4 protein-coding genes are annotated in these 4,130 nt (G+C 37.3%); 2 read left to right on the plus strand and 2 right to left on the minus strand.

Annotated elements, in window-relative coordinates; translation table 11 throughout:
• Both ACKI4H_RS06565 and ACKI4H_RS06570 read right to left on the minus strand, forming a co-directional pair.
• Positions 1–87 (minus strand): transposase (locus tag ACKI4H_RS06565; protein ID WP_407304635.1); only part of this gene is annotated, 87 nt, incomplete at its 3' end.
• 406 nt (positions 88–493) lie between these two features.
• Positions 494–1,717: a glycosyltransferase gene (locus ACKI4H_RS06570; RefSeq protein ID WP_407304630.1), complete on the minus strand. Its 1,224-nt coding sequence runs from the start codon at positions 1,715–1,717 to the stop codon at positions 494–496.
• Positions 1,718–1,867: 150 nt separating this feature from the next.
• On the opposite strand from ACKI4H_RS06570, the gene ACKI4H_RS06575 reads away from it, so the two are divergent.
• Both ACKI4H_RS06575 and ACKI4H_RS06580 read left to right on the plus strand, forming a co-directional pair.
• Positions 1,868–2,848, plus strand: coding sequence for a hypothetical protein (locus tag ACKI4H_RS06575; protein WP_407304631.1), 981 nt, complete (start codon positions 1,868–1,870; stop codon positions 2,846–2,848).
• A 518-nt stretch (positions 2,849–3,366) separates the two neighbouring features.
• Entirely contained in the window at positions 3,367–3,708 is a 342-nt protein-coding gene (locus ACKI4H_RS06580) for an acyltransferase family protein (protein ID WP_407304634.1), read from the plus strand.
• Positions 3,709–4,130 lie beyond the last annotated feature (422 nt).

Consider the following 4,130-nt stretch of genomic DNA (forward strand, 5'->3'; position numbering starts at 1 on the left):
TCTACAGACCTCTGAAACCGCGACACCGGTTTCGGATTGCTTGATCGCGAACACAATCTGTGCTTCAGTAAACTTGCTTTTTTTCATAGCAACTATTTGCTTTTAAGGTATCAATAATTGCCCGATTTTTCTACTTTAAGAGGGTCAAGTTTTTCGGGGGGAGGTCAAATACTTTGAGAGATGATGCTGAGATAATCTTGGTTGATAACGGTTGTAAAGAAAGTCATGGAAAGTTGTTTAAGACAACCTATCCGGGTTTGATATACATTGAATCACATGAAAATCTTGGTTTTGCTGGGGGAAGTAATTTTGGCATTCAGGTAGCTAACAACCGCAAAAGATTACATTCAGCCTTGGGTTTATGTCCCCGGAGGAATTTGGAAGAACCCAAATAAACAAAATATTGCAGCTTAACTGAATGTCCAATTTAGTGTTGCAATTCCAAGGTAGAAACGATTATATACTTTGTCAACTTACAATACTAGGCGAATGCTTATGACGTCAAATGAGAACTCAAAATTCCACTAATTTGCTCTGCCCTTATTTCCCAGGTGTTTTTTCTCGCTAAACTTTTACGCATCTGCTTCATATCATCATTGTTGTGCAATAACGCTTCATTGATCGCTGCACTGAAGCTTGTAGCATTGTTGCAATACTGAACGCAGTTTTCGGTGTAATCTTTCAAATCGTCATTAAAATCTGTTGCAATCACAGCCTTCCCTGCACTAAGGTATTCAAAAAGCTTAATTGGAAAGATTGTTTTACTTACCTCATCCTTTTTAAATGGGATTATCGCAATGTCAAAATTACTTATTACCTGTTCGACGTCCCCGTGGGCAATAGGTCCTAGAAAATGTACGTTGGGCATTTTGTAAAATGAAATTGGTACAAATTCCTCTGCAATTGGTCCCGCAAAAACAAAGCTTTTATCGAGATTAGCATTTATGACCTGTTGAACTAAAGTATAGTCGATCCGACGCTCGATTGTGCCTAAATATCCAATAATGGGGTTCGATACAGAGGTCAACTTTTCATGTACAGGATATGCCATATAGGTGTCAAGGCTGCTTCGACCTAAGTCTGCTCCATTCGGTACGAAATAAGTGTTACGGTTCTGTACACGTTTTTCAACATAAAGAGCTTTACTCGTGCAAATTACTACATCACTCTGTTTAACCAACTTATCTTCAGATATAATGCCATGTTTCATGTCGTAGGGCACAATCATCGGATCAACGCATTGATAAATACATAAAGTAGGCTTAAGCTCCTTTGCGATATCCGGATAGTGGAAGTTAAAGGCATTGATGTATAAAAAATCTTTTACCCCAATCTTCCTTAAGATTCTCTTTAGCCGCCGTGCAATAATTTTCTGATTGATAGTAAGTAATGCTCTATATATAATGCCTTCTGGAATAAAGTTTATTGGCAAAACTGGCGGGGTAACAACAATTTTCAAGTTGGTAACATCTGTGTCTATGATTCCACCAGCAAATGGGGAAAATTGTTTTTTCCGTAACTTTAGTTCATCTGAGTTGAAGTTTGTTTTAAGATAATCTTTAAGGGTAAATGGATAGTCCAAAAAGAATACCCTGTTGTCTTTCGCCAAGTTTTGAGCGATAAAGAAAGATGTGGATTTAATATCACCGTCAAAACGGGTATTTCCTAAGAAAATTATAACTTTATTTTTTAAGAGCATTTTGTATATACGAGCCAAATAGACCACTGAATTCAATGATTCTAAGGTAACATAATTTTTGAAAAAAGCGTGCTTGTCTCTACCTTTACCGCACTTGAAATTACATGATTGTATATGGGTTTTTGTTTAAAAGATTAGGATTTTTATTATCTTTATAGAAAAAAATTTATGCCCTCGACTGTTTCTAACAAGCTATTTAGCCTTTATACGAGAGTAAGATATCCAAACGTTCCCCAAGAACTTAGGTATTTTTATAGAGACACCTTTAATAGTAAGCTTGCTCAATTGAAATTTTTCATCAAGGACTATGTCTCCAAAAAAAGATATAAAGATATTACCTTCAGTGGGGAATTCGGCCCAGAGCTTCAATTTGTCCTCCCTTTTGCATATTGGCATTATCGAAATGGCACGTTGAATAGCACGTGCTCGTCGAAGTCTACGCGTGAATTCTACTATTTTTCTGACAATCATATTGAAGAGTTTGATGAAAGAACAAACGAAGGAAATTATAATTTTGACATTCCCCGAATATTATACAGTCAAAGTTATGATATGGAAAAGTGGCTTCCTGTTCCATTGAAAAAACAATTCCAGAACGATATCTATGTTTATGAAAAGCCTATTTTGATTTTAGCAAACAGGTACAATATGGAATGGGGTGGGGCCCCAATAAGTTATTTTGACATACCTACCCTAGATTACATTATTAGCACTTTGAAGAACGAGTATACAATCATTTATAATCGTCCGAGGCCGGAAAATATCACCGAGGATAATAGTGAAACATATGATTTAAAAGAATTTGAGTGGTTAGAAAACACGCATCCAGAGGTATTACTTATGCAAACACTTTATGAAGAAAATCAAGGCAACGCGAATAATTTCAATCATCTTCAGTTAATGGTTTATGCCAATGCAAACCACTTTGTTTCTATTCATGGCGGAACTTCCGTGCTTGCAAGCTATTTTGAGGGAATGAACTTGATTTTGTCAAAACAGGGACCAGAGCACCATTTTAATTGCTACCACAAATTATATCCAAAGCTTTCTGGTGCCAAGATCTTTCATGCTAAAAATAATGAAGAAGTAAAAAAGTATATTCAAGAACATTTTATGGTTTCTGCAAGCAAAGCTCGGATAAGTTCCTAATCTGTAGCTTAGCCATAATCTTTTCAAAAATCGTCCGTTTATCCCGTTTGTGGAAAAGACAGTAACAGAATTCATAGCAGCTGGCTGTGAATACTTTTAGATTTACCTTTTATATTTCTGGTCAAATGGCAGAAGTTAAACTTAGAGCCAGGAAGTATTTCTGTGATAATTCAGGTGGTCCAAGAAAGGTGTTTACTGAATGTTTGGAATATGAATTCGACCTTACTGTAGAAGAAAGATCCGTTCAGATGATCTTCTGGTACAAATGGCACTTGAACTAGGCGGAAATAAGCCCAGCGATTAAGTGGTTACCTCGGGATCGCGGTGCAAAGCAGGATGGTACGTTAAGAAACGAGAACGCGGAAGTTGAAAGATGGCGCGAAAGTGTGTTTTCGCGAAAAATAAGCGAGCATGTCCGAAATATCCACCTGGAGGAGGTCACCGTATAAACCCCAGGAGAAAAAATCTTATATGATATATATTACCAGCATCCTCACATGTAACGCTATCACAGAAATATGTTATTAGACAAAGCTGCTCGCCAAAATGAATTAGATTTGCTCAGGGTAATTGCCGCGTTGTCGGTATTTATTTTTCACTACACCGATTCTTTTAATTATGTGAATAATATTGTCCCCGGCAATTTTGGTATAGGTGTATTTTTCAGATATGGTTACATGGGAGTACCCCTGTTTTTTGTAATTAGTGGCTACGTAGTTACCATGACTGCTATGAACAAATCGTTCACTGAGTTTGTCATTTCAAGAATTAGCCGCTTGTATCCTGTATTTTGGCTGAGTTGTATTATCGCTTTTATGCTACCTAGGGTTATCCCGCATGTCCCGACGTATTTACCCTGACCGTCAATCAAAACGTTCTTAGTTAACTGTACGATGATACCATCGGCTTTCGGTAAACAGATGATCAATCCTGTCTTCTGGTCACTCCTGGAAGAAGTGCACTTTTATCTGCTTATATCAGCGATTATTATTTTTAAACTCTGGGATAAAATGTTCGCGGTACTTATGTGCTGGGTAATTATTTATCTTCTCGTAGGTGTTTTGGGTTATATGAGGCCTGATGAGAAAGTGGGGATTCTAGTTCCAAAGCATAGCTTACATTTTATTGCAGGGATATTGTTCGTAAGCGCCCGACGAACCCATATTGCCGCGCGTTTTTGATTGACTTTACTTTGTAGAAAAAGACAAAGTAATGGATCAGAGATTACGAATGAAAGCAGAAGTAGAAAGATGGCGTGAAAGCGGACTTACGCAAAAAGAAT

Source organism: Acinetobacter sp., assembly GCF_045628685.1.
In the GTDB taxonomy this organism is placed as follows: domain Bacteria; phylum Pseudomonadota; class Gammaproteobacteria; order Pseudomonadales; family Moraxellaceae; genus Acinetobacter.